General features: G+C 40.9%; 14 protein-coding genes. 2 read left to right on the top strand and 12 right to left on the bottom strand.

Translation table 11 applies throughout. From position 1 onward, the window contains the following. The first annotated feature begins 136 nt into the window (after positions 1 to 136). A complete protein-coding gene (gene rpsD / locus EDD68_RS04795) occupies positions 137 to 739 on the top strand; it encodes a 30S ribosomal protein S4 (protein ID WP_132371118.1) in 603 nt (200 codons plus the stop codon). Positions 740 to 1,285: 546 nt separating this feature from the next. Here rpsD and EDD68_RS04790 read toward each other — a convergent pair. From EDD68_RS04790 to EDD68_RS04765, 7 genes are all read right to left on the bottom strand, one after another. Next, positions 1,286 to 2,764 (bottom strand): GGDEF domain-containing protein, encoded by a 1,479-nt coding sequence (locus EDD68_RS04790; RefSeq protein WP_165902063.1) that lies wholly within the window; start codon positions 2,762 to 2,764, stop codon positions 1,286 to 1,288. Positions 2,765 to 3,058: 294 nt separating this feature from the next. Then, positions 3,059 to 4,027, bottom strand: a complete 969-nt coding sequence (locus EDD68_RS04785) for an ABC transporter permease (RefSeq protein ID WP_341540263.1) — start codon at positions 4,025 to 4,027, stop codon at positions 3,059 to 3,061. Next, a complete protein-coding gene (locus EDD68_RS04780) occupies positions 4,014 to 4,937 on the bottom strand; it encodes an ABC transporter ATP-binding protein (protein ID WP_132371115.1) in 924 nt (307 codons plus the stop codon). The genes EDD68_RS04785 and EDD68_RS04780 overlap by 14 nt, the downstream gene beginning before the upstream one ends. 133 nt (positions 4,938 to 5,070) lie before the next feature. After that, on the bottom strand, positions 5,071 to 5,820 hold the full coding sequence (locus tag EDD68_RS04775) for an HAAS domain-containing protein (RefSeq protein ID WP_132371114.1): 750 nt from the start codon (positions 5,818 to 5,820) through the stop codon (positions 5,071 to 5,073). After that, the gene (locus EDD68_RS04770; protein WP_132371113.1) at positions 5,807 to 6,148 is read right to left on the bottom strand and encodes a PadR family transcriptional regulator; all 342 of its coding nucleotides are present in this window, start codon (positions 6,146 to 6,148) and stop codon (positions 5,807 to 5,809) included. Before EDD68_RS04770 ends, EDD68_RS04775 begins: the two co-directional genes overlap by 14 nt. A gap of 71 nt (positions 6,149 to 6,219) precedes the next feature. Next, positions 6,220 to 6,534, bottom strand: a complete 315-nt coding sequence (locus EDD68_RS15700) for a hypothetical protein (RefSeq protein ID WP_424399152.1) — start codon at positions 6,532 to 6,534, stop codon at positions 6,220 to 6,222. A 5-nt stretch (positions 6,535 to 6,539) separates the two neighbouring features. After that, a complete protein-coding gene (locus tag EDD68_RS04765; protein WP_132371112.1) occupies positions 6,540 to 7,466 on the bottom strand; it encodes a GLUG motif-containing protein in 927 nt (308 codons plus the stop codon). A gap of 283 nt (positions 7,467 to 7,749) precedes the next feature. Between EDD68_RS04765 and EDD68_RS04760 the strand changes: the two genes are divergently transcribed. Continuing rightward, a complete protein-coding gene (locus EDD68_RS04760; protein ID WP_165902062.1) occupies positions 7,750 to 8,379 on the top strand; it encodes a class D sortase in 630 nt (209 codons plus the stop codon). A 302-nt stretch (positions 8,380 to 8,681) separates the two neighbouring features. On the opposite strand, the gene EDD68_RS04755 is transcribed toward EDD68_RS04760, so the two are convergent. The 5 genes from EDD68_RS04755 to EDD68_RS04735 form a co-directional block, all read right to left on the bottom strand. After that, positions 8,682 to 10,928, bottom strand: coding sequence for a leucine-rich repeat protein (locus EDD68_RS04755; protein WP_165902061.1), 2,247 nt, complete (start codon positions 10,926 to 10,928; stop codon positions 8,682 to 8,684). A gap of 259 nt (positions 10,929 to 11,187) precedes the next feature. After that, positions 11,188 to 11,487, bottom strand: a complete 300-nt coding sequence (locus EDD68_RS04750) for a response regulator transcription factor (RefSeq protein ID WP_132371109.1) — start codon at positions 11,485 to 11,487, stop codon at positions 11,188 to 11,190. Further along, positions 11,487 to 11,816 carry a response regulator gene (locus tag EDD68_RS04745; RefSeq protein WP_165902060.1) on the bottom strand — a complete coding sequence of 110 codons (330 nt, stop codon included), beginning with the start codon at positions 11,814 to 11,816 and terminating at the stop codon, positions 11,487 to 11,489. The genes EDD68_RS04750 and EDD68_RS04745 overlap by 1 nt, the downstream gene beginning before the upstream one ends. Before the next feature lie 35 nt (positions 11,817 to 11,851). Continuing rightward, the gene (locus tag EDD68_RS04740; protein ID WP_132371107.1) at positions 11,852 to 12,523 is read right to left on the bottom strand and encodes a sensor histidine kinase; all 672 of its coding nucleotides are present in this window, start codon (positions 12,521 to 12,523) and stop codon (positions 11,852 to 11,854) included. A 9-nt stretch (positions 12,524 to 12,532) separates the two neighbouring features. Then, on the bottom strand, positions 12,533 to 13,993 hold the full coding sequence (locus EDD68_RS04735; RefSeq protein ID WP_165902059.1) for a 7TM diverse intracellular signaling domain-containing protein: 1,461 nt from the start codon (positions 13,991 to 13,993) through the stop codon (positions 12,533 to 12,535). Positions 13,994 to 14,366: the final 373 nt, after the last annotated feature.

The raw sequence follows: 14,366 nt of genomic DNA, 5'->3' as shown, positions 1-14,366 counted from the left end.
TTTGTTCCTCATGCAAGAGGTGTATCCCGTAACTCTCTGCTGCCGGAGCGAAGATACATGAAAACAAAATGGGCATCGTGAAAGGGACACGCTGTTTTTATTTTATGCAAATCTGACAATAAAGGAGGAAATGCCAATGGCCCGTTATAGGGGTCCAGTTTGGAAAAAATCCCGTCGTTATGGCATTTCTTTGAGCGGTACAGGGAAAGAATTGGAAAGACGTCCTTATCCACCGGGACAACATGGTCCAAACCAGAGAAGAAAACTTTCTGAATATGGTCTTCAGCTTCAAGAAAAACAAAAGCTGCGTTTTATGTACGGAATTAACGAACGTCAATTCCGCCGCATCTTTGAAGATGCAGGCAAAATGAAAGGGGTTCATGGTGAAAACTTCTTAATTCTCCTTGAATCTCGCCTGGATAACTTAGTATATCGCCTTGGTTTAGCACGTACACGCCGTCAGGCACGTCAGCTTGTTAACCATGGTCACATCACAGTAGATGGAAGCCGTGTAGACATTCCATCTTACCGCGTAAAACCCGGGCAGACAATCGGCGTTCGTGAAAAATCCCGTAATCTTGATGTGATTAAGGAAGCTGTAGAAGTAAACAACTTTGTTCCAGAGTACCTTTCTTTTGATGAGGAAAAACTGGAAGGGACCTTCAACCGTTATCCTGAACGCTCAGAGTTGCCATCTGAAATCAACGAAGCGCTCGTTGTTGAATTCTACTCTCGTTAATAACATTGGTTATTTAAAAACCCTGAAATTCCTGTCACAAGGTTTCAGGGTTTTTTGCTGTTTTTCAGCGGTGTTCATAAATAGTCAGACTCCAACTGACTGACAAGCCTGGAAAATGTCTTAATACGAACCTCTTCAACACGTATACTATCCATTCTGATCTTTTCTTGATTTCCAATATAAAAATGGCTTCCAATCGGGTTCATTCTATTTTATGGCTCATTTGGAGCCGGCACCCGGCTTGATTTTCCTGGTTCTCTGTTTCTCCTTTTATCAAAAATGTTTCCCGGTCTTTGTAAAGCAGAAAAACTGCGAATACGAACGAGAATGCATCAGTTATTGGAAAGGCCATCCATGCCCATTACTCCATAAAAAATGGGGGAGAGTGAGCCAGCGGAATCAGCATTAGTATTTGCCTGGACAGAGAAAGCATAAGGGCCTGCTTTGGCTTTCCAAGTGCCTGGTAAATACCCCCGGACTCATTTCATGATAAAAGCTCACCAATTACTGTCTTGTCATTCGTGAGCTTTTACCTTATAAAAATGGTTATTCCTCACGATAAATCTGGTACTGGTTCTTCCCTTTTTCTTTCGATACATATAAAGCATGATCGGCTTTTTTGTATAATTCTTTAGCTTCCTGGCCATGTTCAGGTGCAAATGAAATGCCGATGCTTGCAGAGACATCTAACTTTCTCACATCTTGAAATTGATTCATTTCTTCACGAATCATTTGGATCATTCGGCCGGCCACATGCTCTGCCTCTTGCTTCGTGGTTCCTTCCATAACAATTAAAAATTCATCACCGCCATATCTGAATAACGTATCTCGTTTACGGAGCACTTTCATGATCACGTTTGAAATTCCTTGTAACAACTCATCTCCCCGGTCGTGCCCAAGTACATCATTGACTGATTTAAAATGGTCAATATCCAGCATCAAAAAGGCTGTCACACCCTGTTCAAACACAGTCGACTGGCAAAACTCATCAAAAGCTGCACGGTTTTTTGCACCGGTCAAACTGTCATGGAAAGCTAAATGCATAGGGCGTGCTACCCATCTGGAAATAATAAAGGAAATGATCATGGCAATACTGACCGACAATAAAAATTGTATGAGATACGTACGTTTCAATTCGTTGAGCATAACCTGCAATTCCGTATCATTGTAGACCATCTCAATGACTTTTTCTTTAGAGGTGCCCGGGTCATATTCCGAATAATAGTAGATGTATCGATATGTAACGGGTTCCCCATTCCACATCCCCTTCACTTCCTGTGTTTCCTTTGTCTCTAGAACCTGTTCGAATGCTTCACGGTTTCTCCGGTCAAGTTTTAAGGTTTCATCCGATGTGCCTAAATAAAGACCGCCAAAGTTTAACACATTAATTTTATTAATCATTGAATACTTCTTTTCAATTTCAGAAGCAACGTCTAAATAATTAAATTGCTTAAAAATTTCCCCGCCTTGAAGATTGTAGCCGAGCTGAATAATATATTTACGGTCAGGTGTAGCCATATAACTATATTTTTTAATCTGTCCCGTAGCCTGCTCAATGTCTATTCCATCATGGTAAAATTCACCTGATTTCCTTCTTTCATCTAAAACTTTCGCCAGTTTTGAACAGCATTTTTGAAAATCAAGGCCAATGTCCTGTTTAAAACTGCTGTGAGTGATCACATTATGTTCATTGATGATATAAATATCCATGTCATCCATGAATTTCTTTAATTCTTCAAAATTCCACTTATCAAAATCAGGATTGCTTTCGTATATTTCGATCAACTGATGAGTATTTGCTTTCATTTCGGAAGCTGCTTCTTCATCAAAATAATAATAAGCTTTCTCCGTAATGCTTAAAGCATATTTGATCGTATCCAGAATCTGCTCCAGCTGATTCTCGTTGTTTTTTACCGTCTGTTGAATCACTCTAGTGTAATCAATGAGTGCGATGATGGCAACAGTCAAGACAGAAAAGACAATCATCGTTAACAACAACTTAAGTCTAAATCTTTTATGATTCACATCTTCACCTCTTGCTAGAAACATATCATAAGATGATTAGGTATTACGTCCTATAATATCTATATTATTATAATAACGAAAAACAAAGCAATGGGAATGGCATTTCTTTTTTTGCTGTAGGAATCTCTTGGTGATGGTGAATACTTCTGCACGTGCTTCGTTTATCTGAAGACATGCACACCTGTCAGGCCTATTCGATCTGATGAGATGACGAGAATTGTAGCTGAGCAAATGCAGAATCTAGAAAAAAACTGTTCCAGAAATCATGTCGATTTCTGGAACAGTAATGGTTGCTTAATGTCCCGCTACATCCCGTTTATTGAACACCAGCCAGGAAAGCACGACAAAGACGACAAAATAGATCATCAGCATCGTAATCGAAAATCCTAGAGTCATTCCTTCAATCCATACGTTTCCTGTTTCATATTGTTTTAAATCTATATTGGCAAACAGAATGTACTTTGCCCACTCATATTGGGAGAAAATACCGACAACCATATTCCCACCAAGAAGCAGGAAGATTCCAATGCCGATAGCCAGGGAGCTATTTTTGAAAATAGTCGAAATCATAAACGCCAGAGTCGTCATCATCACTAAATTTACCACTTTATATCCGTACTCAGAAAAGATTTCATTTACGATTCGCACATGTTCAAACCCTTCAGCTGTTTGAACCACGTAATAAGGATTCATTCCTTCAAAACCAAAGAAAATGGCCCCCGTTAAGAGTGATATCAAAAATAAAAAGATCATGGTGCAAAGGGCAAACAGAAAGACACTGGTCAGTTTACTCAACAAAATTTTCGTGCGGGAAATCGGTCGAATGAGCAGCAGCTTAATTGTTCCCCACCTGTATTCGTTTGAAATAATGCCTGCCCCAATAATAATGGTCAATAAACTGACAACAGAAACAAGACCCGCGTTTTCAAGGGTAAAGGTCCAGGCACCATAGTTCAGCGGCTTAATGTCATTTTCTAGATAGTAGTTATTTTTCGCAATCGTTTGTGAATTGTATTCCTCCACGAAGTCTCCAGGAGATTCTTCCATTTCAGCCATATCTTTCTGATACTCTTCATTTTCCTTCTGCAATTCTTCACGCCAGTTATCTGTATACTCCTTTTGCATATCGTCAAATGAAAGAATCAGCACTGCCGGAGCAATAATGAGAAGCGTCAAAACGGCATACATAGCCCAGGTTGACTTACGGACGTAGATTTTAAATAGTTCGTTATATAGTAGTTTAAAATATTCACTCAATGACATTCCCTCCCGTCAATTCAAGGAACTGTTCCTCAAGAGTTGCTTTGATGCCTGTTACGCCATAAATGGATATATGGTGTTCTACCAGCGTTTTGACAACGGGTGGAATTTCTTCACGCTGCAGCTGGACAATAAGCTGTTTGCCTTCCTGTACTACATCCACTTCCATACTTTTTAATACATTCATCGCATCCTCTGGTTCGTTTACATCGATCACGACTTTGATTTTCTTTTCCACGGCATCCGAATCGTCCTCATTCACATAGCGCTCAGTAATGATTTCACCGTGTTTAATGATTCCAATCCGGTCACAGATTAATTCAATTTCCGAAAGCAAGTGACTGGAAATGACGACAGCCACCTGCTCTTCATCTGCAAGTCTCCGTATGTATTCCCGAACTTCTCTCATTCCAGCAGGATCAAGTCCATTTGTCGGTTCATCCAGGATCAATACTTTTGGCTTATGGAGAATGGCCTGCGCAATGCCCAGTCTTTGACGCATTCCAAGGGAATACTTTCGGACTTTCGTGTGAATGGCTTTTTCCAGGCCAACCAGGGACACGACCTCTTCGATACGCTCTCTGGTAATGCCCTGATACATTCTTGCAAAATGCTTTAAATTTTGCATGCCTGTCATAAAGGGATACAGTTCAGGGTTTTCAACAATGGCTCCGACGTTTTGAGCAGCTTCTTTGTAATCATGCTGTATGCTTTTCCCTAATATTTTGATATCTCCACCTGTCGGTTTCATAAGTCCAACAATCATGCGAATCGTCGTTGTTTTCCCGGCACCATTTGGTCCTATAAAACCATACACTTCTCCCTGTCTGACAGTCAAACTAACTCCTTTAATAATTTCTTTCTTATTAATGGTTTTCTGTACATCTTTTAATTCTAGTGCGATTTGACTCAATAATCTCCCTCCCTATTAAGCAGTCATTCTTTCATACGCAACGAACCAAAAATGGTTTCAAAAAATTTCTAATGAATGGATTAAACAGTTCTAAGCATTCCCGCCAATAACATCTAAAAAAGCCTTCCGTCTGTCACCCCTCTTTCCTTTCCTTCTTAAAGATGATGAAGAAAAATATAATTAACCCGCTGAACACAAGGATGTTTTGAGTGATTAATCTTGTCTCTAATCTTAAATCTGTAAGTCCAAGTAAACCTTCAGGTAAGTATAAGATGGCTGGAATGATGATCGGTACCCATGTTTTGCTCCAGAGGGCCATACCGATGAACAGTCCGATACACAACACAACCGTCAAGATATTTCCAGTTTGATTAAAGATAATCTCCGGTGAATCAATGGCATGATCCAGGAAAATGACTCCTACAAATAAACTGATCGGCATGATGCCTAATAAAGCGAACAACATACCTTCTTTGAACTTAGACAGTCTGTGACTGGCGATATATTTTGCAACACCGGAAAACAGCAGCAAAGAAATGATGATAATGAAGAAATCACCTGCGATTTTCAGCAGAGAATACTGTACCCCTCCACGAATCGCTTCCCCGAGCAAAATATACGCGTAAACCCCGAGTATCAGCACCGGTATATATTTCAGCCATCCTTTTTTATCAAAAGACATCTCACCTGCTATTTGTTCCATATATTCTTTAGGGCTTTTTCCAATCAAATGATCTACATCTTTTCCATCCTTTTCTGCTTCGTACAGATGATCCTCCAGTTCAGATACGATGTCTTCAATTTCCCGTTCATCTTTTCCGCTGGCTACCAGGTACAGACGAAGATCTTCCAAAAACGTTTGGCTCTTTTTAGACAGTTTCATTTGTGTCATCCTCCTCTATTAGTTGATTTACTCCGCTGGAGATGACAGACCAGCGTCTTTTAAACTCCTCCAGTTCTTCATATCCCTTCTCCGTCAGACGGTAATATTTTCGTTTAGGTCCGCCAGAAGGTACTTGTTTTCTGACTGTAGAAACAAATCCTTCTTTTTTTAGACGCAGGAGCACGGGATAAATACTCCCTTCTCGAACCATCGTTAAACCGTATTCATTCAACTTTTCCATCATTTCATAGCCGTATGTCTCGCCTTTTGAAATGATTGATAACAGACAGCCCTCTAAAATACCTTTTAACATCTGACTGGTCGACAAACTACCCTCTCCTTTTCTCACTGACTTGTTATACAATATAGTTGGCCAAAAAATAAAGCATCTATTTTGTATTACAAGTTAGTTTGAAGATAACATAATGAAAAATAAATGTCAATGATGAATGTCATTCTCTGAAGTCCGAAGACAGATGAAAGCAGATACTTTCCTTTACAGGATCTGAATAGACCGCCCATCGTTTGACCGACAATGCCTGCAGCATAATTCACCGCTCTGACTTTGCCCAGGGCATAGTTGTTTTCAACTACTCCACCGTCATCGTAAATGGCACCGACAATTCCACCAGCTACAGTTGAGTCTGAACTGTCCCCTGTATCGACTACGCCTTCCGAATAAGAATTTCGTATGGTACCCCCGCCATTCTGGATGGAACCTACCAGACCACCTGCATAGATCGTTCCACGGATACATCTCCTGTGGCAAACGTTGTATCCACTAGAGTGCCATCCATCACTGAACCAATTAAGCCGCCTGCATTAGCGCCCCATACATTCCCTTCTGCATGGGAGTTCATTACTTCTCCCCCATAGGTTCTGCCGATCAAGCCACCTACATAAATGTCATCACCCGTTACCTTTCCAGTTGCGTATGAATGGACAACTTCACCATAGTTTAATGACCCCATTAACCCGCCTACATAGGGACTGTTACCTGTTACATTCCCGGTTGCATGAGAATGTTTAATCAACGCTTTTGTACCATTACCAGAAGAATTTCTACCAATCAAACCGCCTACATGTTTGCCTTTTCCTTGAACAATGGCATCCGATGAAGAGTCTTCTACTACACTACTGTTAGAAATCCAACCGATCAAACCGCCAGCGGCGCCATCTTCTGTTTCAACCTGTCCAGATAAAACATGGACATTTTTAATGGAACTTGTTTCAATAAATCCCGCAAGAGCACCAGCACCATAATTCCCCAATATATTCACGTTTTCAAAATTTAGGTTTTTTACAGCCACCTCTTCGTCGAAATTTCTTATGATACTGAATAACCCTACATAAACGGTATCCGGTCGGTTAATGGTCAGATTCGATATCGTATGTCCCTGACCATCCAGTGTTCCTTTAAACTGAGAAATAGGTTCCCAGTTGATGTATGTACTCAGGTCAATATCCTCTGTCAAACAATAATCTCCTGTAAGATCATGACGGATTTGATTGAAATCATCAGCTGTCTGAATAGGGATACAAGTTGATTCCTCCGCATTGACAAAAATCATTGGAACCTGTCCGGCTATCAGACTATATAAGAGCACCAACACTATAAACATATGTAAACCTTTTCCTTTTTTCATTCATGCCTCTCCCTTATTTCAATATTTCTTACATGACACAATATCATTTTTCAAGAACTGGTCATTCACTCATCAGCAACTGGTAAAATCAAACTTCAATTGTATAAAACCGGTTGATCGGTAACTAGGTCATATACAGTCACTTTATGGGGAGAAACCGTCATGAAATCCGTCACATGGGCAGTCATTTCATCACCATTCCTTTTACAATCATTCAAATCATGTAAGGACTGGCCTTCTTGATATCTATTTGCTTTAAAAGAACATTTAGACTATTATGGGGATGAAACGATTGATAAACGGGGCGTTTGATATGCTTAAAAAAATTGGAATCTTGTTCATCATAATGGGCCTGACTTTTTTGATATACGCTGGTTATTCCATGTTTGACTATTACTCAGGAAGCCAAAAACAGCTCAAACAGGCAGAACGTTATATCACTCAGTTTCGTAACGAGGACCATATGAATGCCTCTGCAGAAGAGAAAGCAGACATGTTCAGAACAGACAGCAATCCAGAGGTCGGGGAAATTTTTGCTACGATTGAAATACCTGATATCGGTTTAAAACTCCCGATTGTTGAAGGAACAGGAGAGGAACAGCTAAAATATGGAGTAGGACATGAACCGGACACCTGGCTTCCAGGGGAAGGAAACCAGATTTTTTTAGCCGGGCATAACGACACAGCTTTTCTTAAAGTCGGAGATATCCAGGAAGGCGATCGGATCATTTTACATTTGCCCTATGGTTCTTTCGAATACGAGATGGAGTACAGCGATATTGGTCATGAAACAGAAATAGATCGAATAGGTCCCATGGATCAGGAAACGTTAGTGTTAATGACCTGCTATCCTTTTTATTCATTTAGTGATACAGAAGAAAGATATTTTATCTATGCCAATCCGGTTGATTAATCCAGATTGTTACTGTTTCATGTTTATTGAACAAAACTTCATAAGTTCATAACATATCCGAACCGATAGTCAATCCTCACATGAATGAGATCGGATTTTTCTTTTGTTCCGAAAAAAGAGCATCGACAATGGGGACTGATCCCGTCCTTCAAACGAGGGGAAAGGATGTTCAGCTGCTCCCCGGAAGCTCTGGGCAATACAGGGGATTCCGGCTTTTCTGTTTCCATGTCTATCTTGCTCTTTAAGAAACCGCAAAAAGCTGTTTGAACAACAGTTGCTCAAACAGCTTTGCGGATGGTGATCTATTGATTTTTATAGGAAGGTCGCCTCAGGATAAAAAATGTTCCAGCAATGATGAACAGAAGACCTCCAATGAGCCATTGATACATCTGGGTTCCTGTTTCAGGCAAGATTCCACTACTCTGTCGATCCTTGTTTTCAGCGGTTTCTGTCTCTCCCTGATCATCATCTTGATCATTGGAAGCCATTAATTCCGTTGAATCAAAGACCGTAAACGTACTGAAGTGATCGGTCAATGCCTGAATGAAGCCTTCGTTGTAACGGCCGCCTATCAGTTCCCATTCTTTTGTTCTATCATTCCAGTAATAGATGTTCAGATGTTCGACATCTTTTTCAGAAGCACTGACTGCAAATTGGAGTTCAACAGGCTCAGAAAACTCCCTTACAAATTCCTCACCCTGTTTTAATTGAAACGTATATACAGCACTCCTGGAAAGATTCAGCGATGACATATCTTCCACATTTTCGTTCAAGCGTCTCAGGGAAATGATTAAATCCTGGTTTGCATCAACATTCACCGAAGGAATATTCAAGATTACATCTTCCCGTTGCACCTGTATAACCGCTCCCTGTTCAATCAGGTAAGCCAGCTGTTCTTTGCTCAAATAAATCGCAGCAACATCATCGGTTACATGGGTTAGATCGATCAAGAACGTTCCAGCCTGACCGAGAAGAAAGACGTCTTCATTTTTCACTGTGTACATCTGTTCATCTAAAGTTGGCTTTACGAGAATATCCGATGAAAGTCGAGTTACATTCAATGTATAGTTTTGTTCGGTTCCATCCTGAGCCACGACCTGTATTTCTATGGTGTGGTCTTTTCCTTCGTCCAAAAAGACTTTGATTGAATCTCCCTTGTCTATCTCATCTCCTTGAACAATCACCGTAGCTCCTTCATCTTCCATACTGGGAGTGATGGTTACATATTCTACATCATGGGCAACACGGATCTGATACTCATCCTGCTCAGGATCAAAATCAAGGTCCGGCACGCCGCTGATCGTTAAGTCTTTTAATCTTGTATTGGATGATTTTTCCGTTTCAGCCGTAATCGTACTTCCTTCCCCAGTTCCACTCATATTGACGGCATGAACGGTGTACGTGTATGATGTACCCGGACTCAGATGACGGTCTTCATAGGATAAGCCTGTCCCTCTATAAATTTCTTCTCCATCACGTTTCAGAATGTATTCATCCGCATAAGGAACAAAACCCCATTGTAGCGAAATGTCAGTTTCTGTGCGGCTTTCGACTGTCAGCTCTGGGCTTGCTGGTAGTGGAGGAGGCTGGACATCTATGATCACTTCTTTACTCGTTTGTCCACCGTATTCTGTTTCAACTGTGAGACGAATGGTTGTCTCCCCCACCGTTGTCGTATACGGTTCAAGCGACAGAGAATCTCCTGGAATCGTTTCATCATTTACAGTCCAGATGACATCTGTGATAGACGCTATTTCGTGATGATAGACAGCTTTTAACTCTTCCGCTGATTGATAATCAACAGAAACTGTTTGTCCTCCGACATCTGTTTCATTGAATAAAATGCTAACATCAGGGGACGAATCCAGGGGAACAAATGGATGGAAATACCCATCCGCATAATCCGCTGCATCTGAACCTTCAAAACCATAAATGATGATATCTTCCGAATTGATAGGAACTTCTCCATCTTCGATTTGATCTTCAAATACGCCTTCTCCTAAAGTGATATTCGGATTTGGAATGATGATACGGGTCAATGAGTTGGCACTAAATGCATGCCCTCCAACCGTTGTTTCATTATTCGGCAGCGTAACCTCAGTCAAATTGTTCATACCAAAAGCAATTACACCAATATTCGTAATGCTATCTGGTAAATGTACATCTGTTAATGAGTTATCATGAAATGCACCAAGCCCGATATCGGTTAAATTTGGCGGAATCGTGATTTCGGTTAACGAATTATAGGCAAATGCCTGTTCGCCAATTTTCGTTACCGTTTCTGGTATAACCACACTGGTTATACCCATATACCTAAAAGCGTCGTTGCCGATTTCCGTTACCGGTTTTCCATCCAGTTCATCCGGGATCACAATATCGGTGTCTGTACCTGAATAATCTGTAATCGTGACCGTTCCATCTCCGTTGTCAGTCCATGTGTAAGTTCCATCAGCATCTGCCTGCTCCATTTGAGGATATTGCAACATGAGGATGATGGCCAGTGCGATGAGTGCGATGATAGCTATTCTTAAGCTTGCAGGTTTTTCCATTCTTTTTCCTCCTTCTATTCTTTTCATCACTACAGGGTACCAGTAAGCCCCATAAAAAACGATTAACTTTGGTTAACTTTTTTTATCCGTCCCCATAAAAAATTGGATATAAGAAAAGAGTGGTTCCGAGGAGCGCGCCACCCGTACAGCGTGGGCGAAGCAACTCAAGTGGGTGGCAAAGAAGTGATCAAATACGGAACAAAAAAATATCAGCCATGAAGATGACTGATAGGTTCCTATCGATATTCTTTTCGACTTATTAATCCAATTGATGTAAGAGACTTGCCTTCAATATTGCTTCATACCGATTGTTTACATTCAGTTTTGAATAAATTCGATTGTTGTACACTTTAACTGTCCCCAGGGAATAGTTTAAACGTTCGGCAATTTGCTTGTTGCTCAGCCCCTGTGCGATGAGACGAAGCATCTGTTTTTCATAAGGGGTCAAATCTTCCAGCAGTTGCTGATCAGATTCACTGGTTTCCTTTGTGGATGGAAAGTCTATATTTATTTGCGCATATTGTTCACGGCGGCGCAACTGGGCATTTACCTTTGCCATTAAAATCCGGGGATCAAACGGTTTGGTAACAAATCATCTGCACCAAGATCATGACCATGAATAATGTCGTCACTTTCGTCTTTGCAGCTTAAAAAGATCACAGGCATTTCCGGAGTTGTCCTGCGGATTTCCCGGCAGATCTCCCATCCCTCTGTATCCGGAAGCACAATATCGAGTATAGCGAGATGAATATGTGTTTCAACCAGAATCTTGCGTGCCTCGTCACCATCCCCGGCCTGACAGGGATCATACCCGCTGTTTTCCAAATATAAACTGACCAGTTCCCGAATGCTTTGATCATCTTCAACAATCAGAACTTTTGGTTGCATGATTTTTCCCCCCAAATTTTGCATTTCACGAAATCCTATTCGTCGCATAAAGGTAAAGTGAAATAAAACGTAGACCCTTCCCCTTCCTGACTGCTCACACCAATTGTGCCATTGTGGCGTTCGATGATCTCCCTGGAAATGGCAAGGCCCAGACCGCTTCCTGACTGTTGTCTGCTTGTGGACCGCCTTCCTTTATAAAAACGTTCGAATATATAGGGCAAATTTTCGGAAGGAATTCCTTCACCGTTGTCCCTAACACGAATAACGACATGCTCCCTATCCGGTTGCTGGAACAGCTTTTCGTCCTGATGATTGTCGGTTATTGTATTGGACTTTACGTTTGCAAGGTCAAGCTCAATCATAATTTCCCCGTTTTCTTTCAAGTGTTTGACCGCATTGTGAATCAAGTTCATATATACCTGCTCAATCCGTATCGAATCTACCTTCACGACTAAATCCTTTTCTCCCGGAGTATAATCGAGAAAACGGAATCGGACCGTTGATATATCCGAACTCACCTGATGTCTTTCATAAAGCACGTTGATTAGCCTGCGAATATGTTGTTTTTGGAAATCAAATTTGATTTGCCTGCTCTCCATTTTGGTTAAGTCCCTTAAGTCCTGCATCATACGGGATAAATGTAATGTTTTATCATAGACAAGCCGAAAATATTTTGGCTCATTCTTATCCACAACTCCATCTATCATTCCTTTCAATTACCCCTGAATAGAACTTAAAGGGGTTCCGAGCTCGTGGGCAATATTCGTCAATAACCGCCGCCGGGAATGGTCCATTTCCTGTAATTTAAGATTGGCTTGCTGCAATTGCCGGTTTGAGTTTTCTAATTCCCTGGTTCGATCCTTCACCTGCTGTTCCAGTGACAGATTTAACTTTTGCAAATGACCGGATAAAACCTCAATTTTGGAAAATGCCCGGGAAAATTTAGCTGACAGATTCAGAGAATGTACGAGTAAAAAGAACAGGATTCCAAATGATACCGTTTCACCTGTATGGGTCAAATGATTGTAATACAGTACATCGTTTAAAGTCATCACAAAGAAAAAAATCATGGCAACTCCATTCAGCAAGGCCCCATTTCGTTTATTCTTCAGAGCCTTCATATATACAACGACTAAATAAACAAAAATCAATAATGCTGTGACCTGTATGGGAACAATAAATGTTGTGTATATTCTTGCAGGGGTTAATAAAACAAAAATAGCGATTAAACCTTCGATCCAGACAAATAGATGTTTCACCGGCCGGCTCATGTCTTCGGGGTACTGTGTGTACACGAACAATACAAAGAAGAGAATGCCGAGGATTGCCCCCAGATACTCCATCTTGGCAGATAGCTCCCAGGGGATATCCGGGAAGAAACGGATAAGCAGCATTTCTCCAAGCAACAGTTTTCGAAATGCAACGGAAACACAGACTGCCCCGAAAAAGAGTGATGCCCGTTCTTTTCTTCTAAACAAAAACAAACTGATATGATAAAGCCCCATGACAACTAAACTTCCAGCAACGATTAATTCAACCGCTACTCTTCTCTCTCTGAACAAAGCAATTCCTTCAGGTTCTCCCAAACGGATGGAATCCCATAACCCGGATTTTCGCTGATAAAAGTCGGAAACTTGAATGACCAGTTCAACCTGCTCTGAGTCAGGCTGAAAATAGACAACCTGTGGAACATTTTTAGGAATCATTTCATCTCTGTTCGTTCCAATCTGGCCACTGGATAATTTCCGTTCACCATTGATCCATAACGAGTACGCGGTAGCCACCTCTGGCATATAAATAGCCTTCATTTCCCCCACTTCTTCTTTCGCGAGCTGGATCACTAGTCGATAGGTTGCATACCCTTCTCTGGGAAGGGTTTGTCCATCCTGTTTATGAAACTGCCAGTCGACAGGAACATGAATATAATCAGTATTTCCGGAATCCCTCTGTTTCCCTGACGGAGTAAGAAAATCCTCAGGGAACAAAAATTCTTCCCAGTAAAACTCCCACTCCCCATTTAACAGAATGATTTCATTTTGATCAAAATCATGGGATTCGAGATTCAAGAACCCTTTTTCAGCTTTAATCATACTGTCCCGGGCTGGTTGGGCCAGAACAGTCATGTCCAGCAGAAATAGCCAGCACACAATCAGTGCAATCATTTTGAAATATTTCATAGTTTTATGGATCCTCCAGGGATATGTTCTAGCATGCCAGGGCATAGGTAATAGTCAACCGTTATATAGTTCAAATCTATTTCAAGCATATCACCTACTATATTACATGATTTGACATGGATTGAGGAAATTCCTTGTGATAGAGCAAAATACCTATATGTTTTTTGACAGCCTTTCCAGAACTTAAAAAAATCGTGTATATTCTTTTAGAATCTTTTTATTAGGATAGAGGGGCACCGTTTAAAAATAAATAATACAAAAAAATAGACACCCTGATTTGAAGTGACCCCTGTCAAGTAGACAGGAATAAAAAAGCACACTTATGCAGCCTGAGTCCTATATTCATAAGGACTCAGGTTATTTAATTTCTTTT

Origin of the sequence: Melghiribacillus thermohalophilus (assembly GCF_004342905.1) — a bacterium.
In the GTDB taxonomy this organism is placed as follows: Bacteria; Bacillota; Bacilli; order Bacillales; family Alkalibacillaceae; genus Melghiribacillus; species Melghiribacillus thermohalophilus.
The sequence above is the reverse complement of the archived record's forward strand: the minus strand, read 5'-3'. Positions and strand labels throughout refer to the sequence as shown.

Coding starts and splice junctions, on each gene's coding strand:
- EDD68_RS04740 (WP_132371107.1), bottom strand. CDS start 12,523: ATGATAGATGGAGTTGTGGATAAGAATGAGCCAAAATATTTTCGGCTT.
- EDD68_RS04785 (WP_341540263.1), bottom strand. CDS start 4,027: ATGTCATTGAGTGAATATTTTAAACTACTATATAACGAACTATTTAAA.
- EDD68_RS04775 (WP_132371114.1), bottom strand. CDS start 5,820: ATGAAACTGTCTAAAAAGAGCCAAACGTTTTTGGAAGATCTTCGTCTG.
- EDD68_RS04755 (WP_165902061.1), bottom strand. CDS start 10,928: ATGGAAAAACCTGCAAGCTTAAGAATAGCTATCATCGCACTCATCGCA.
- EDD68_RS04750 (WP_132371109.1), bottom strand. CDS start 11,487: ATGGCAAAGGTAAATGCCCAGTTGCGCCGCCGTGAACAATATGCGCAA.
- EDD68_RS04735 (WP_165902059.1), bottom strand. CDS start 13,993: ATGAAATATTTCAAAATGATTGCACTGATTGTGTGCTGGCTATTTCTG.
- rpsD (WP_132371118.1), top strand. CDS start 137: ATGGCCCGTTATAGGGGTCCAGTTTGGAAAAAATCCCGTCGTTATGGC.
- EDD68_RS04745 (WP_165902060.1), bottom strand. CDS start 11,816: ATGCAACCAAAAGTTCTGATTGTTGAAGATGATCAAAGCATTCGGGAA.
- EDD68_RS04765 (WP_132371112.1), bottom strand. CDS start 7,466: ATGAAAAAAGGAAAAGGTTTACATATGTTTATAGTGTTGGTGCTCTTA.
- EDD68_RS04760 (WP_165902062.1), top strand. CDS start 7,750: ATGAAACGATTGATAAACGGGGCGTTTGATATGCTTAAAAAAATTGGA.